Origin of the sequence: Streptomyces sp. bgisy159, from assembly GCF_965341775.1 — a bacterium.
Lineage (GTDB): Bacteria > Actinomycetota > Actinomycetes > Streptomycetales > Streptomycetaceae > Streptomyces.
In genome coordinates this window covers 45,829-61,387 of the sequence record NZ_CBDQZH010000017.1, presented here as the reverse complement: position 1 = coordinate 61,387, position 15,559 = coordinate 45,829, and the positions used below count along the sequence as shown (strand labels likewise).

Annotated in this window: 12 protein-coding genes; 5 read left to right on the top strand and 7 right to left on the bottom strand. The window is 73.6% G+C overall.

What is annotated here, in order from left to right; genetic code table 11:
- Positions 1-29: 29 nt before the first annotated feature.
- Positions 30-1,064 carry a lactonase family protein gene (locus ACSLTV_RS18420; RefSeq protein WP_432136142.1) on the bottom strand — a complete coding sequence of 345 codons (1,035 nt, stop codon included), beginning with the start codon at positions 1,062-1,064 and terminating at the stop codon, positions 30-32.
- Between the two features lie 416 nt (positions 1,065-1,480).
- Positions 1,481-3,052, bottom strand: a complete 1,572-nt coding sequence (locus ACSLTV_RS18415; RefSeq protein WP_435612486.1) for an FUSC family protein — start codon at positions 3,050-3,052, stop codon at positions 1,481-1,483.
- A 280-nt stretch (positions 3,053-3,332) separates the two neighbouring features.
- Here ACSLTV_RS18415 and ACSLTV_RS18410 point away from each other — a divergent pair, with 280 nt between their 5' ends.
- Positions 3,333-3,809, top strand: coding sequence for an Lrp/AsnC family transcriptional regulator (locus tag ACSLTV_RS18410; protein ID WP_432136140.1), 477 nt, complete (start codon positions 3,333-3,335; stop codon positions 3,807-3,809).
- A 72-nt stretch (positions 3,810-3,881) separates the two neighbouring features.
- Here the strand turns inward: ACSLTV_RS18410 and ACSLTV_RS18405 are convergent, their stop codons facing one another.
- The gene (locus tag ACSLTV_RS18405) at positions 3,882-4,700 is read right to left on the bottom strand and encodes a LysR family substrate-binding domain-containing protein (protein ID WP_435612485.1); all 819 of its coding nucleotides are present in this window, start codon (positions 4,698-4,700) and stop codon (positions 3,882-3,884) included.
- 58 nt (positions 4,701-4,758) lie between these two features.
- On the opposite strand from ACSLTV_RS18405, the gene ACSLTV_RS18400 reads away from it, so the two are divergent.
- Entirely contained in the window at positions 4,759-5,166 is a 408-nt protein-coding gene (locus ACSLTV_RS18400; protein ID WP_435612484.1) for a DUF5997 family protein, read from the top strand.
- A gap of 348 nt (positions 5,167-5,514) precedes the next feature.
- On the opposite strand, the gene ACSLTV_RS18395 is transcribed toward ACSLTV_RS18400, so the two are convergent.
- Complete coding sequence (locus ACSLTV_RS18395) at positions 5,515-6,456, bottom strand: EamA family transporter (protein ID WP_435612483.1); 942 nt, start codon at positions 6,454-6,456, stop codon at positions 5,515-5,517.
- A gap of 68 nt (positions 6,457-6,524) precedes the next feature.
- Between ACSLTV_RS18395 and ACSLTV_RS18390 the strand changes: the two genes are divergently transcribed.
- Positions 6,525-7,415: a LysR family transcriptional regulator gene (locus ACSLTV_RS18390; RefSeq protein ID WP_432157424.1), complete on the top strand. Its 891-nt coding sequence runs from the start codon at positions 6,525-6,527 to the stop codon at positions 7,413-7,415.
- An 88-nt stretch (positions 7,416-7,503) separates the two neighbouring features.
- Positions 7,504-7,893 (top strand): cold-shock protein, encoded by a 390-nt coding sequence (locus ACSLTV_RS18385; protein ID WP_432136136.1) that lies wholly within the window; start codon positions 7,504-7,506, stop codon positions 7,891-7,893.
- A gap of 196 nt (positions 7,894-8,089) precedes the next feature.
- Here ACSLTV_RS18385 and ACSLTV_RS18380 read toward each other — a convergent pair whose 3' ends face one another.
- The 3 genes from ACSLTV_RS18380 to ACSLTV_RS18370 form a co-directional block, all read right to left on the bottom strand.
- A complete protein-coding gene (locus tag ACSLTV_RS18380) occupies positions 8,090-9,925 on the bottom strand; it encodes a SulP family inorganic anion transporter (protein WP_432157425.1) in 1,836 nt (611 codons plus the stop codon).
- A gap of 377 nt (positions 9,926-10,302) precedes the next feature.
- The gene (locus tag ACSLTV_RS18375; RefSeq protein ID WP_432136134.1) at positions 10,303-10,908 is read right to left on the bottom strand and encodes a DM13 domain-containing protein; all 606 of its coding nucleotides are present in this window, start codon (positions 10,906-10,908) and stop codon (positions 10,303-10,305) included.
- Positions 10,909-11,034: 126 nt separating this feature from the next.
- Positions 11,035-12,573, bottom strand: coding sequence for a DUF1254 domain-containing protein (locus tag ACSLTV_RS18370; protein ID WP_435612482.1), 1,539 nt, complete (start codon positions 12,571-12,573; stop codon positions 11,035-11,037).
- Positions 12,574-13,294: 721 nt separating this feature from the next.
- On the opposite strand from ACSLTV_RS18370, the gene ACSLTV_RS18365 reads away from it, so the two are divergent.
- Positions 13,295-15,457: a SpoIIE family protein phosphatase gene (locus tag ACSLTV_RS18365; RefSeq protein WP_432136132.1), complete on the top strand. Its 2,163-nt coding sequence runs from the start codon at positions 13,295-13,297 to the stop codon at positions 15,455-15,457.
- Positions 15,458-15,559: the final 102 nt, after the last annotated feature.

The window sequence follows — 15,559 nt, the reverse complement described above, 5'->3', positions numbered from 1 at the left end:
CGGAGGTGCGGAGCGCGGTACGGCGGTCGTCAGCCGAACACCACCCAGGACGCCGCGGGAACGGTGACCGAGCCGCCGCGTCCGGGCAGGCCGGTGAGCGGGTCGAGGTGGAACCAGGTGACGTCGCCGGAGCGCTCGTTCGCGACGTAGAGCCGGCCGTCGCAGGCGGTGAGGGCGCGCGGCCAGCGCCCTCCGCAGGACACCGTGCCGGCCAGGCGCAGGGTGTCACCGCCGTCGGCGACCGTGAAGACCGACAGGACGTCCTCACCCCGGGTCGCCGTCCATACGAACCGTCCGTCCGCGGCGACGGCGATCCCGGAGGGGTAGGCGTCGCCTGTCGGCGCCCCGGGCAGCACCGGCGACTCGCCCAGGGGTTTCAGGGCGCCGTCGGCCGGGTTCCAGCGGCACACGGTGACGGTGGGCGCGAGTTCGTTGACCACGTAGGCGTGGCCGCCGTCGGGATGGAAGGCGAGGTGACGGGGGCCGGAACCGGGGCGCAGCGCGAACTCCTGGTGCACGGCGAGCGTGCCGTTGCCCAGAGTGCACACCCGCACCGAGTCGGTGCCGAGGTCCACGCTGACCAGCCAGCGTCCGCTGGGGTCGGGCAGCACCTGGTGGGCGTGCGGGCCCTGCTGGCGCGGGCCGTAGGGGCCGGAGCCGGTGTGGCGCAGGACGGCGGAAGCCGACCGGGCGAGGGTGCCGTCCGGCCGGAGCGGGACGGCGGTGACGCTGCCGGAACCGTAGTTGGCGGTCAGGACGTGCCCGTCGTGGACGCTGAGGTGGGTGGGGTCGTCGCCGCCGACCCGGACCGGTGGGCCGGTGCGCTCGGGGGCGTCGCCGTCCACTCGGTAGGCGGCGACCGCGCCGCGGGGCGTCTCGCTGACCGCGTAGAGCGTGCGCCGGTCGGGTGAGAGGGCCAGGCAGGAGGGGTCGGGCAGGGAGTCGGTCCGGCTCAGCGGGGTGAGGGCTCCGCTGTCCTCGTCCACGGCCGCCGTGACGATCCCGGGGCCGCCGGCCGCCGTGAACGACCCGATGAACGCCCGTCGCCTGCCGCCGTCCGCCACCGCAGTCCCCTCTCGTGTCGTCGCCGTCGGGGTGACGGTAGCAGCAGATCACGTAAGGTCTAGACCAAAACGCCGCCAAGAGGCCGACGGTCGGCCCGTCCGGTCGTCCACGGCGTGCCTCCGGCCACCCACACGGCCCTACCGATCGGACTCCCCCACGGCTCCCGGCACGCCCGCCCGGCCGCCGCTCCGCCCGACCGGCTCCCCCTCCCACCGCAGCGGACCGCCCGACCGACTCCCGCCGCCGACCGGCTCCCACCGTGCCCCTGACTCCCGTTCCGCCGCCGCTGACGCTCGCTCCGTCGGCCGGGCACCCGCAGCGCCGCCCGACTCCTGGCCCGGCCGGCTCCCGCAGCCCCCGCTAGCCCCACCCGGCTCCCGCTACCGCCGCCCGGCTCCAGCTGTCCCCGCCCGGTTCAGGCCCCGACGAGGGGCGAGCCGGAGCACGTCCGCAGAGGGTGGGCGAGTTCCGTCAGGGCACGCTCCAGGCCGTGCAGATGCGCGAGCGGGCCCTGCGGGACGTCGAGACCGGCGGTCGCCGTCGAACTCCCGGCCGGACCCGAGGCGACCGGCACGACGGACTGGGCCGTGACCCGCCCCGGTACGGCCGGCCCGGCGCCCGAGGCCTCCGACTCGCCCTCCATCAGGGCCTCCACCGCGCCCTGCACGCGCCAGCACGCCGCCGCGAGTCGGGCGTCGTGGGACGCCTCGGGGTCGGCGGCGACCGCGACCAGGGCGCGGATCTCGCGGGCGCAGTCGTCGAGGAGGGCGACGACCCGGCCGGCACGGCGCTTGCGGCCGCGCATCGGGTTCAGCGGGTGGACGAGCGGCGCGATCGCGAGGCGCACCCGGCCGAGCATCCGCTCCAGGTCGGCGACCCGGGCCGCTGGGTCCGCGCCCTCGTCACCCGCGAGCCGCGCGGCGGCCTCGGCGGTGCAGACGTGGACACAGCGCAGGGCGCGCCGGATCCAGGCGTCGGTGACGGTGTGGGTGGTCACCGGCAGCACGAACAGCACCGCCAGCGCCGCCCCGACCGCGCCGACGCCGGTCTCCGCGAGCCGCAGCCCCAGCAGCCCCGGGTCCAGCACGCCGAGCAGGCCGTAGAGCAGTTCGGCGAGGAGAGTCACCCAGAGCATCATCCAGGTGTAGGACACGGCGGCCGTGTAGAAGATGCCGAAGACGCAGACGGCCACGAGGGCAGCGGTGGGGAGGGGGGCGCCGGCCACGGGGACGGCGACGAGCAGGCCCAGGCCGATGCCGATCACCGTTCCGAGCACCCGCCGGAAGCCGCGCACCAGCGTCTCGCCCCGCGAGGTGGTGTTGACGAAGATCCACCAGGTGGCGCCGACGGCCCAGTACCAGCGCTCCCCCGACAGCAGCTGACCCACGACCAGGGCGAAGCCCGCGCCGGCGGTGGCCTGCACCGCCTGGCGGGTGGTGATCCGGTCGAGGCCGGTGCCGCCCGGCGGTGCGGGTACGGCCGCCGGGGGCAGTCGGCGCTCGTAGCACCAGGCGCCGAAGCGCACCGTGGCGGCGCTGAGCAGGGACAGGGCGACCGCCGCGTACAGCTCGGGCAGCATGCCGCCGGTCGCCCGCAGGAACTGCGCGACGAAGAACATCATGAACGCGAACACGCCGAGGCTGTGCCCGCGCGGCCCCCAACGGCGGGCGTAGACGCCCACGCCGATGACGGCGAGGAAGGCCGCGTCCCGCAGGAGCGGCCGGTCGTGCAGCAGAGCCGCGGCCGTGAGCACCGGCAGGCCGGCCGCCGGCAGCAGGGCGGTGGTGACGGCCTGGCCGCGGACGGTGGCGTCGGTGACGGTGAACAGGGCGAGGAGCGCGGCGAGGCCACCGGTGACGGCACCGACGAGGGAGTGCCCCGCGAGACCGCAGACGACGACGGCCGACCCGATGCCGAGCACGGCCCGCGCGGCGAAGCGCAGCCGTACCCGCCCCGGGTCCTCAGCCACGAACACCCTCTTCAGCACTGCCTACCGCCCCCTGTTCCCTCTGCCGGCGCCGGACGGACTCCGGCATGAAAAAGGCGCCGCGGAATCCGCAGCGCCATCGACGGGTCCATGAGAGCATCCCCGGCGCCACCGGCTCAAGCGGACCGATTCCGACTGGTCCATTGGCTCACTCACGCGGCGTCGGCGTGCTCCACGGCCGGACCAACGGACCATGACGTCCGGTTCATCCGGATCGCACCCGGCTGAGCCATTGGTACAGTCGTTGAAGATCATGTACAAAGCAAGGAGGCCGGGCACCATGGCCGTGGACGAACTGGACACCCGCATCCTGCGGCTGCTGCTGGAGCAGCCACGTACGAGCGTCCGCGAGTACGCCCGGATCCTCGGCATCGCCCGGGGCACGCTCCAGGCCCGGCTGGACCGGCTCGAACGGGACGGTGTGATCACGGGCACGGCCCCCTCCCTCTCCCCCGCCGCGCTGGGTCACCCGGTGCTCGCGTTCGTGCACATCGAGGTGACCCAGGGCCATCTCGACGACGTGGGTGACGCGCTGGCCGCCGTGCCGGAGATCGTGGAAGCGTTCTCCATCACCGGCGGCGGCGATCTCCTCACCCGTGTGGTGGCCCGTGACAACGCGCACCTGGAGGACGTGATCCAGAAGCTCATCAGTCTTCCCGGTGTCGTCCGCACCCGCACCGAGGTGGCACTGCGCGAGCGGGTCCCGCACCGACTGCTGCCCCTGGTGGAGTCGATCGGCCGCGCGGCCGGAAGGTGACAGCACGGGAAGTGGCGGCACCGGCGCCTTCGGCGGCGCACACCGGCCGGCCGCCGCGGAGAGACCGTCCGGTCAGGAGCGGCGGCGGGGCTTCCCACCGCCCCGCCTGGTGGAGGTGCTCTTCCTGCCGGCGCTCTTGTGACCGCCGGCCGTCCTCGCGCCGGCGGCCTTCTGCCCGGAGCCCTTCTGACCCCCACCCTTCTGACCGCCGCCCGTGCGTGCGCCGGTGCTCTTGCGGGGCTGCTGCTTCTTCTCCTCGGCCGCGGGGGCCGGTCTGGTGCGGCCCCGGGTGCTGTTGACCGTGCGGCCGCGGACGATGCCGATGAAGTCGTCGACCTCGTCGGTGGTGGCGTCCTGCGGCCAGGAGAGCACGACGCCGGACCGGGGGGCGTCCGTGACCGGGCGGTACGTGAGGTCGCGGCGGTGATGGAGACGGGCGAGGGACTGGGGGACGTAGAGGACGCCGATGCCCGCCGCCACCAGTTCGACGGCGTCGGCCGTGGTGGCGGGACGCTCGAACGCGGGTTCGCCGGGCGGCATGCCGTCCCAGGGCAGCACGTCGTCCAGCGGGTGCAGGACGACCTCGTCGGAGAGGTCGTCGAGGGCGACCTCCTCGACGGCGGTGGCCAGATGGTCCTTGGGGACCACGACCACGGTGGTCTCGGTGTACAGGGGAATCGCGCTCAACACCGTACGGTCGACGGGGAGGCGGACCAGTCCCGCGTCGGCCGAACCGTCCCGCAGGAGATCGCAGGCCTCGGCGGCGGTGGCCTGCAGCAGGGTGAGCGGGGTGTCCGGGTGGCGCTCGTTCCAGACGCGCACCCACTTGGCGGGCATCACTCCGGGGACGTGGGCGAGCCGGAAGGTGGGGTGATCCGCCGAGTCAGTCACCTCGCCAGATTACCGGCTGTGGTCGGACGTCCGTGCCGCGGCCGATACTCTGGACGGCATGAAGTCGCACCAGAGCGCCCAGACGATGAAGCCCGCCACCGCGGCGAAGAAACTGGGCGTGTACCTCCCCGCCACCCCCGCCGAGTTCCAGGAGGGTGTCGTCTCGCGCGCCGAGCTGAACGAGCTCCAGGCGAACCCGCCCGAATGGCTGCGGGAGCTGCGACAGAACGGCCCGCATCCGCGTCCGGTGGTCGCCTCGAAGCTGGGTGTGTCCATCGCGGGGCTGGCCCGGGGCGGGGTGACCGAGGCGCTGACCACCGAGCAGATCGAGGCGGTCAGGAGCGAGATGCCCGAGTGGCTGGTCAAGGAGCGCGCGACGCAGGCCGAGGTGCGCAAGGAGGCCGCCCGCCTCAAGCGACGCGACGCCGAGCGCGACGCCGAGGAGGAGCAGCCGGCTCACTCGTGACGAAGAGGAGCCATACGGCGCTCCGGCAAGGGTGACTGGGCCATCGCAGCTGGGTAACGGCGCCCGAGGGGGCGGCACAGGCCTGTCGTAGGCCCTCACCACGGTCGCCACGCCGCGGCCCCGCGGGCGACGCCGGGTCCCGCCCCGTCACCACAGGACCCCAGGTCCCCGGCCGTCGCAGGACGCCCCATCCCCAGCCCGCACCAGGCCGAGTGGGGGGGGAGGTCCCGCCTCGTCGTCACCGCCCGACCCCAGGCCCCGGGCCGTCACGGAACGCCCGTCCCCGCCCGTCCCACGCGGAGCAGGTCCTCCTGCCGACACAACGGGGCGCCGGAACCCCCGCACCCGTCACGCGCGCGGCGCCGCGATGCTGACGGCGTTGGCCGCTACGACGGCGGTGACGGCCGTCCAGTCGGCAAGCGGCAGGGACTGCCCGAGGCCGATCCACCCGACCAGCGCGGCGAGGACCGGGTTGACGCTCATGAACAGCCCGAAGGCGGCGGGTGGCACCCGGCGCAGGGTGAACAGGTCGGCGAGGTAGGGCACGGCCGACGAGAGCACGCCGGCCACGACGGCACAGCCGAGCGCCGGCGCCGTTGGCGGCGTGCGCAGTGCCAGGACGACCCCGATCGGCAGGAACACCACCGCCGACACCGCGGCGGCGGCCGCCGCACCCTGCGCCCCGGGTACGCGTCGCCCGACGGTCCGGTTGAGCAGGATGTACGACGCCCAGCAGGCGGCGGCGAGCAGCCCGAGCCCCAGACCCAGGTAGTCGCTGGAGGGCTGGGGACGCATCAGCGTGACGACCCCCGCCGCCGCCACCACGGCACAGCAGGCGTCCACCCGGCGGCGGGCTGCGGCCAGGGCGAGGGCGAGCGGGCCGAGGAACTCGAGGGTCACGGCGAGCCCGAGGCCGACCCGGTCGATCGCGGTGTAGAGGGACAGGTTCATGGTCCCGAACACGACGGCGAGCAGCAGCACGGGCCCCCACTGCCGCCCGGTGAAGGACCGCAGCCGGGGCCGGGCGACGGCCAGCAGGACGACGGCGGCCACGTACTGGCGTACCGCGACGACCCCGGCGGGTCCGAGCACGGGGAACGCCAGGGAGCCGACGGCGGCGCCGGTCTGGTTGGACAGGCCGCTGCCGACCATGGTGGCCACACCGGCGAGCCGGGCCGCACCCGCGTCCGGGGCGGCCCCCGGGGACGTGCGCACGGAAGCGGCGGCGGAGGGAGCGACGGAGGCGGCGGGGTGCGGCGACGCACCGGGAGAAGGTGAGGCGGCAGGCATGCGGCGATCGTCGCGCGCGCCGACCTTTGCGCAAAATGCATCCCTGGATCGATCTATACGATGAACGCATGAATGATGCCGGCGTGACCCCGGTGACCGGGACGGCCCGCGTGGAGCTGCGGCAGCTCAGATGCCTGGTGGCGATCCTCGACGAGGGCGGTTTCACCGACGCGGCGGCCCTGCTCGGAGTGTCCCAGGCCGCCGTGTCCCGCACCCTCGCCTCACTCGAACGGGCGCTCGGGGCGAGCCTGTTGCGGCGGACCTCTCGGGTGGTGACGCCGACGGCGACCGGACTGCGGGTGGCTGCGCACGCCCGGCGCGTGCTCGCCGAGGTGGACGCCCTCGTGCGGGAGGCGACCTCGGGCCACACCCGGCTGCGGGTCGGGTACGCCTGGGCGGCGCTCGGCCGCCACACCGTGGCCCTGCAACACCAGTGGGCCGCCCGTCACCCGGAGACCGAGTTGCGGCTGGTCCGGGTGAACGCGGGCAGCGCGGGCCTGGCCGAGGGACTCTGCGACATCGCGGTGGTCCGGCGGCCACTGGACGACCGGCGGTTCGACTCGGTGATCGTGGGCCTGGAGCGCCGGCTGTGCGCCCTGGCGGCCGATGACCCGTTGGCCCGGCGCCGCTCGGTGCGGCTGGCCGACCTCAGTGGCCGCGTCCTGCTGATCGACCGTCGTACCGGCACCACCACACCCGACCTGTGGCCGGCCGACGCCCGGCCCGCCACCGAGGAGATCCACGACGTCGACGACTGGCTCACCGTGATCGCCACCGGACACGGCGTCGGCATGACCGCCGAGTCGACGGCCCACCAGTACCGGCGGCCCGGTATCGCCTACCGGCCGGTGCGCGACGCCGAGCCGGTCGCCGTTCGGCTGGCCTGGTGGCGGGACGACCCGCACCCCGCCACCCAGGCCGTGGTGGAGGTGCTGACCGCCCTCTACCGGGGCCGTTGAGGCCCGGGAGTCGCCCCGAGGCCCCCGTCATGGCTACGATCTGGCCAGGTTCACCACAGAGGGTGTTTCGAGGCTGTTGGGGGCAGGGATGGTTGCTGGTCGTGTGGTGCGTTTCGACAGCGCGCGGGGTTACGGGTTCATCGCGCCCGACGACGGCGGGGAGGATGTCTTCCTGCACGTGAACGACATGCTGATGCCGGAGTCGCAGGTGCGGCGCGGCATCGCGGTCGAGTTCGAGATCGAGGACGGCGAACGCGGGCCGAAGGCGTCGGGGGTTCGGCTCGCGCGGGGTGCGGACGGCAAGCCGCTCGCCCTCGACGACGACGTGCTGTGCGACGTGCTGAGCACGGAGGAGTTCACCCGGGACGTCACCGAGGCCCTGCTGACGGCGGCGCCCTCGCTGACCGCGGAGCAGATCCTCCAAGTGCGCTCGGGACTGGCGCAGTTCGCCAAGCACCACGGCTGGGTCGAGGGCTGATCCACGGCCGCCGCCCGGCGGGAGGCGTGCCTGAGCGCCTGCCGCCCGGGCGGCATCGTCGGGCTGTCCCCCTCGCCGGTGGCTCCCCGTCCGTCCCGCCGCGCCGACGGCACCTCGCCGGCCGCGCTGCCGTACCGCCATGTGCTCACGCTGCCGAACGAGTCCCCGCCGCCCAGTGCGGACGGGCCGGCGAGCATCAGCCCTCCACGCCGTCGGCCCGGGGCGGGCACGAGCCGGTGCCCAGAGGGTGCGGGACGTCGGGAGCGGGAGGCGGCAGCACTCCGGAGCGCTCCAGGTACTGCCGGGCACCCCGGATCGCCTCGGGGGTGGTGGCGTACTCCCGGCCCTCGTGACGCAGCGGAGCCAGCGCGCCCACCGAGTCGAGGGCCTGGCGCTGCCCGCGGCGAATGCCGGAGGCCATGACGACGATGCCGCGCCGACCGAGCTTGTCCACGACGTCCTTCAGCACGAGGGCTCCGGTGGCGTCCACGGTGGACACCCGCGACATGCGCAGGATCACCACCCGTACGTCCGCCACCTCCGTCAGCTCGAGCAGGAAGCGGTGGGCGGCGGCGAAGAAGAGCGGCCCGTCGATGCGGTAGGCGACGATGTGCTCGGCGAGCAGGGCGTGTTCCTCGGCGGTGTGATCGTCCCGGTCGAGCGGGAGCTGATCGAGCCGGGCCTGTCCGGCGACCGCCCGCAGCGCGAGGACACCGGCCACGGCCAGGCCGACGATCACCGCCCGGACGAGGTCGAGGACCAGAGTCGCGGCGGCGGTCAGTACGAGAACGGCGGCGTCGGAACGGGTGGCCCTGGCCATCGCCCTCAGCGAGCCGACCTCGACCATCCGAATCGCGGTGGCGATCAGGACCCCGGCGAGGGCGGCCAGCGGGATCCTCGACACGAGCGGCGCCGCCGTGAAGACGATCACGGCGAGGACCGCCGCGTGGGTGAGCGAGGCGAGCCGGGAGCCGGCGCCGCTGCGGACATTGACCGCGGTACGCGCAATGGCGCCGGTCGCGGGGACCCCGCCGAACAGCGGAGCGGCGATGTTGGCCAGGCCCTGGCCGAACAGCTCCCGGTCGGGATCGTGGCGCTGGCCGACCGTCATGCCGTCGGCGACCGACGCCGACAGCAGGGACTCCAGCGCGGCGAGCGCGGCGACCGCTACGGCGGGGGCCAGCAGGGAGCCCAGCGAGCCGAGGTCGAGGAAGGCCGGAGAGGGCGCGGACAGGCCGGACGGCAGGTCACCGATCGGCGGTGCCGCGTCCAGGTGGGCCAGTTGAGCGACGACGGTGGCCACGGCGACCGCGATGACCGAGAAGGGGACGGTCGGGCGCAGGCGGGCGCCGGTCAGCATCACCGCCGCGACGGCGGCCGCGAGAGCGACGGCCGTCCAGTTGGAGGCGGCGGCGAACTCCTCGAACGCCCGCCACGCCACCACCAGGACACGGTCCCCGTCGGGCTTCGCCACGCCCAGGGCGTTCGGGATCTGCTGCAGCCCGATCACGCAGGCGATGCCGAGGGTGAAGCCCTCCACGACGGGCGCGGGCACGTAGCGCATGTACGCGCCGGCCCGCAGGGCGGCGAGCGCGACGAGCAGGACGCCGGCGATCAGACCGACGGTCAGCACACCGGAGGGACCGTGCTCGGCGACGATCGGCACCAGAACGACGGTCATCGCGCCGGTCGGCCCGGAGACCTGCAGGTTCGAGCCACCGAAGATCGCGGCGAGGGCGCCTGCGACCACCGCGGTGGCAAGTCCCGCCTCGGCCCCGAGGCCCGAGGAGACGCCGAAGCCGAGCGCGAGCGGCAGCGCCACGATCGCCACGGTGAGACCGGCCAGCAGGTCGCGGCGCGGGTCCCGGCGGACCTCGGCCAGATCGCTGCGGCGCGGCAGCAAGGCGGCGACACGGCCCCGGACCCGGCGGCCGGGACGGGGACGACCGGCGTCGGGAGCGCCTGCGTCGGATCGGCCGGCCGCGAGGCTGGGAACCGGCCGGGAGTCCGGTCGGGCCGAGGTGGCGGGCATGCGGGCAGTGGTCGTTGCGGCGGCGGCGGTCGCCCCGGCGCCCGGATCGGGCGCCGGGGCACGGGCCGACGCGCGGGGCCCCGACGGGGGCGGGACGCTCACGCCGCGGCCTGCGCGGCGCGCAGCGCGGCGAGGAGCAACCGGAAGAACTCGGCCTCGGACTGGTACAGCGGTACGGACACGGCCCCTCGGATTCCCCGGCGTCACTCGCGGACAGCCGCGCCCGTGGCTACCGGTGACGCGGGCGCGGCCGTCCCAGCATGTAACGAATTGCAGAAATTAGCAATTCGTGAATCCGTTGTGCGGCGGTCGCGCATGATCGCCGCAGCCGTGCCGCCGCGCGACGGGAAGATCCGCCGCGGCCGCTCACGCGCCGCTCACACGGGGGTCAGCTCCGCGGCGCCGAAGGAGACGTCGAAGCGGTCGCACCAGATGGTCATGCTCGTGTACGCGGCCGGATCGACGTCGGCGGGCAGACGGTAGTTCTGGTCGCCCTTGTTCCCCTTGAGCTTGCCGAGGCTGACGTACTCGCCGTCATCGAAGACGTGCCACCCCGCGCGGCCCGCCTTGACCGGGGCGTCCGTGAGCCAGACACGCAGGTCCGGGCCGTTGCTGGTGTCCAGGCCCTCCAGCCGCAGCACGTGCGAGCCGTCGGCCAGGCGCAGCAGTCGTACCGTGCCGGACGTGTCGTGCTCGTGGCTGATCAGGTCACCGCTCGCCACCGTGCGCGGCTCGGCCGGCGCGGGCGTGGCCGGTGCGGTGGGCTCGTCCGGTGCGGTGGGCCCAGGCTGTGCCCCCGGAGGATTCGACGCGGCCGGTTCCGACGGTGCCACGCCGACACCCGGCAGCGCTTCGTGCACCGTTTCGTCCTGCCACAGCTTCCATGGCTGGAACCAGTACAGGCCCGCGGCGAGCACCACCGCGGCCACCCCCAGCACTCCCACGGCCACCGGCCCCGTCAGCTTCCGGCGAACCCGCCCCATGTCGCTCTCCTCTCGATCCGAGGCCTCCATTCAAGTGGTTCGGCGGCCGGTTTCGGCCGCCGAACAGATGACGGAACTCTTACGGCACCGGGCAGGCGACCTGTCGGGTCGCGTGACCTGCCTTCCTCAACCGACGCGTTTGATGGGCGGGCAGTGCCATCGCGCGTCGATGACCTCGGGGCGCGGGAGGTACATCCGCAGCGCGACGTACCAGATTCCCTGTTGCGGGGTGGGCAGCCAGTTGGACTCCCGCTCCGGCCCCGGCGACTCCGGCTGCAGGTAGAGGGTCAGACCCCCGTCGTCGTCTGTGACCAATCCCTGGGTGCGGTCCCCGACGGAGTACCGGTTGATCGGGTTCGGGATCAGGTTCCGGCTTTCGTCGTAGGCGGTCATCGACCAGAACGCGTCGACCGGGGGCAACGTGCCCGCCTCGAAGCGCAGCTCGTAGCGGCCGGTGGCCAGCGTCTCGCCGGCGTCGTCGGTGAAGGCCGTCAGGTAGACCGCCTCCTCGGGGTCGTTGACGGCGATGCCCACCAGGGACTGCTCCGCGGCCCGCCTGAGGAAGTCGTCCCCGTAGTGCCCGACCTTGCCTGGAGCGTAGCGCCAGCCGTTGATCAGTTCGGCCCACTGGCCGCTGAGCAGCTGCTGTTCGAGCAGCGGCACGGCGGTGGCGGCGGCCCGGATCAGGCCCTCCTTCACCGGCTCCGGCTGTGCCTCGACGTCCAGCCCCGGGCCGATGCCGATCTCCGCGAACTGCCGGAGCAGGACCTCGTGGTGCTTGGGCAGCGGGTTCTCGGCCAGCGCCGCGTTGAGTGTCTTCCACGGAGCGAGCGGATCCTCGGCGGGGTCGGCCGGCACCGGTACATCGCGGCGTTCCGGGAGCGTGGCGCCCTTCTTGCCGAACAGATGGAGCGGCGTCAGCCGGTACTGCTGCTGCAGCGCGTGGACGGCCGGGAGGTCTTCCTCGCCGTCGATGAGGGTCCGTCCGACGATCAGCACCCAGGGGGTGGGGGCGTTCGCCGTGCGGCGCACGCCCTTGGGGAGGTCACCGCTCCATTCCGGCCCGATGAGGGCGAAGTTGCCGGCTTTGGATCCGGTCGCCCGCATGCCGACGTAGTCGTAGTTGTCGGAGGTGAACGCCACCAGTTCGAAGGTGAAGTAGCGGTCGCCCATGTCCGGGTGCGAGAGGATGAGGGGTTCCTCGCGCAGGTCCACCCACGCCCAGGAGTACAGCGTGTCGATGTTGGGTGACACTCCCTCCCGGTCCGTGACGTCCCAGAGCCTGCTCGCATGCCAGAAGTGGTTGACGGCCATGTGGGGCGTCGATTCGGTCTCGGGTTCCTGGGCCACCCAACGGTGGCGGAGGCCGGCGTTGTAGAGGTAGGGGAAGCCGTAGATGAAGGCCTGCTCCCCCAGCGTGTACGCGTACTCGCGGCGCCAGTCGTCCACCCGGCCGGTCAGCGCCGGCTTCATCGACTGCCATGCCACGGGCAGGGCCCGCGTCGCTTTCCTGGCGCGGTCGATGGTGTCCCCGGGGTGTCGTACGGCCGTCGCGGTGGCCTTTCCGGTGGCGGCCGCCGCGTGACCGATGCCGGCTGCCGTCGCGGCGAGATCGTGGCGCAGGCTTCGCCGGGGGTGGTTGCTGTTGGCTGTGGGGGCCATCATCGCGTTCCTCTCCTGAGGCCGGACGGCACAGCTTGCAGCCACCACGCGCATGGGGAACCGGCAGCCGTCGGCCGCGGTCCCGACTCCGGAGCGCCACGCGGCTGCGCTCTGCGCCGTTGCTTCGCGGGGATTCCGGGCCGGCGCTCCGACACGCACCTCCTCTTCAAGTAAATCCCCGCACTCGAACCCCGGCAAATGGGGTCTTTCCGTCCCATGAGTCCCCCTGCCCGTCACTCAACGCGTTCACGGCGTGGGCCACTTGACGGGGAGGCGATCCGGGCGGCAACCGCGCACAGTCCTCGCTCCGCTCCGCGGCGCGTGCGGCCGCCGCACCCGGCACTCCCGGCCCGATCGACGACGAGGAAGATCAAACACAGCGCGTCGCCGGTCCGGACAGCCGCTCAGCCAGTCAGCCGGACAGGGAGTCAGCCAGTGGGCCCGTCGATGACAGCCCCGGCGCCGCGGCGCCCAGTGGTCCCGCGGCGGTCGTCGCAAACCGCCGGGCGACGGCCCCCGGCAAGGTGAGCCCGGCCCCACCGGCCGCGGCACTCCTCACTGTCCGCACTGTCCGCACTGTCCGCGCTCACCGCGTGATCCGCTGATGTGGGCGAAGCGACGCCCGGTGTTATTCAATGAGGTGTGCGGTCAGGGATCTCGGGGCCCGGTCGCACGGGTCCGAGTACAGCCCCGGCGCTGCGCCGGGAACTGCTGAGAGAGCCGCATGGACTCCACACCCACCCCTCCGTCTTCTTCGCCGTTCGACATGGTCAGCAGCGCCCTGGGGCGCTACATCCCGAGCGGCGGAGCGGAAGCGTCCGCCGGTTCCGCAGACGCGCAGGGGGACCGCTCCACCAGCCAACGCGTACCCGACAACGCGGCAGCCGGCCGTCAGGAACAGATTCTCGGCGCCATCAACCTGGACCGGGATCTGAGGATCACCCGCTGCAATCTGGACGCCCCGGTATTCGCGGGTCTGGACGCCGCGGCCGGGAGTCGTTTCGCCGATCTCCTGCCCCCTGGGGACGTACCAACGGTCACGCGGCGGTTGCGGCAGGTCCTGGAAACCGGTGAGGCACACGTCGCCCGGATCCAGCGCCTGCGGCGCGGCGACGGATCGGAGCTGGTGGTGTCGCTGAGCATCCTGCCCGCCGCGGCGCCTCAGGAAGGCCTGACCGTCTCCGTGATCGCCATGGCCAGGAGGCTGCACCTGTACGCCGCCGAGACCGCTATCGGCACCTCGCTGGACATCGGCGAGACCGCGCAGTCGCTGGCTGAGTCCCTGCTGGCTTGGGGAGACGTGGCCGCCGTCGACCTCGACTTCGCCGTGTGGACAGGCGAGGGAGTGACCGGGCAGGCGCATGAACGCATCCGGCTACGGCGGGCGGCCCTGGTGCCGGACCGGGCCTGGCCCGAGGGCTACGTGACTCCGGGCGACGATCTTCCCAGCGACGCCAGTCGCCTGCTGGCGCAGGCGGTACGACGGGACGACGCCCCGCAGGCCATCGTCATACCCGACCGGGAGGCGGTCGAGCGGATACTCGGCAGTCCGCGAGTGATACGTGCCCTGGTGCCGGGTGACCCGTCGGCGGGTGTGGCATGCATACCGCTGGTCTTGGACGGCGCGCCGCCTGTCGTACTGGGCGTGGCGGAGATCTGGCGGCGGGCGGAGTCCCCCTTCCGCGACAGCGAGCTGTTCGACCTGCAGGAACTGGTGGCCAGGACCGTCCATCACGTGGACCTGGCCCGCCAGCACCAGCGCGAGCACACGCAGGTGCTGGCGCTGCAGCGCCGGCTGCTGCCTCGGACCGGCGGCGACACCGTCGAGATAGCCAGCGTCTACCAGCCCGCCACCCCCGACAGCGCGGGCGTCGGCGGCGACTGGGTGAACAGCTTTCCGCTGCCGGACGGCCGTACCGCGCTGGTGGTCGGTGATGTCGTCGGGCACGGCCTGGGAGCCGCGGCGACCATGGGCCAGCTGAGCATGGAGGCCCGCGCGCTGCTGTCCGCGGGTCTGGGGCCCGACGAGGTGCTGGAACACCTGGACGAGACCGTGACGGTACTGGACGACGCGGAGTCCGGGCTGGCGGCCGGCTACAGCGCCCTCGGGTCGACCTGCTGCATCGCCCTCTACGATCCGGTCAGCCACCACGTAACGCTGTCCAGCGCCGGCCACCTCCCCCCGGTCCTGGTGTCCCCGGACGGGCACGCGAACCCGCTCGCGGTGCGCCCTCATCCCGGCCTGGGCGCCGAGTTCGCGCTGCGGGAGCCGTTCGAAGTGCACACTTTCGGCGCGCCCCCGGGCTCCCTGCTCGTTCTCTACACCGACGGCCTGGTGGAGGATCCGGCGCTGTCCATCGACGAGGCCATCGACAGGCTTGCGGACGCCGTGTCCACGGTGCACCCCTGGGACGCCCTGCAGCAGGCCGCACGGCGGGTCGCCTCCGCCCTGACGCCCGCACGCCAGCGCGACGACGTGACCCTGCTGCTCGCCCGGATGATCGGCTACCGCAAGGGGGACACCGCGACCTGGCGGCTGCCCGCCCGCGACGACGCGCCCGCCCGTGCCCGCGCGCAGGTCTCCACGCTGCTGCGGCAATGGCGCTCCAAGGACGACACCTTGGACAACGTGTCGTTGCTGGTCAGCGAGCTGGTCACCAACGCGGTGCGCTTCGCCGGCGGTCCTGTCACGGTACGGCTGATCAGGGCCGGTCACGGCCTGCTGTGCGAGGTGGGCGACACCGGCACCGGCAGGCCGCGTCTGGGCCGGGGCGGCCTCCTCGACGACGGCGGTCGTGGCCTGCGCATCGTGCACAGACTCACCACCCGGTGGGGGGTGCGGTGGACGGACACCGGCAAGGTGGTCTGGGCGAAGGTCGCGGGGTGACGCGGCTGCGGGGCGGGGCCGCGGCCGACGTACGGGAGCGCGGCGAGGGTACGGGCGGCGTACGCGTCATCGGGCGGCACCGACCCGTACGAACGGCGCCCA